The sequence below is a fragment of the Anaerophaga thermohalophila DSM 12881 genome, assembly GCF_000191885.1.
In the GTDB taxonomy this organism is placed as follows: domain Bacteria; phylum Bacteroidota; class Bacteroidia; order Bacteroidales; family Marinilabiliaceae; genus Anaerophaga; species Anaerophaga thermohalophila.
The window spans coordinates 1-357 of the sequence record NZ_AEWI01000170.1 but is presented as its reverse complement, the minus strand read 5'-3'; the positions used below and the strand labels follow the sequence as shown (position 1 = coordinate 357).

At 41.7% G+C, this 357-nt stretch carries 1 protein-coding gene; it reads left to right on the top strand.

The window, feature by feature from the left end:
• Nucleotides 1-357: IS66 family insertion sequence element accessory protein TnpB (gene tnpB / locus ATH1_RS19905; protein ID WP_010424820.1), on the top strand; the 357-nt coding region annotated here is incomplete at both ends.

The window sequence follows — 357 nt, the reverse complement described above, 5'->3', positions numbered from 1 at the left end:
GTTTCATTTACACGATAAGCTAAAATATTTTCTTTATCCGGCGCCGGTTGATATGCGCAAAAGCTTCTACACCCTCAGCGGCATTGTAACTTCGGTGATGAAACGGGATGTTCAAAGCGGAGAGGTTTTTATTTTTGTCAACCGGCGGCTAACCACCATGAAGATTCTTCATTTGGAGCATGGCGGTCTGGTAATATACCATAAGAAACTCGGGAGTGGCGTTTTTAAACTTCCCGCCTTCGATGAGACTCTTACATCACATGCTATAGAATGGCACGATCTGATGATGATTGTAAGAGATGTAAAGCCTAAAAAACGACGCTTGAAAAAGCGACAAAAAGAAGCATATTTTCAGAA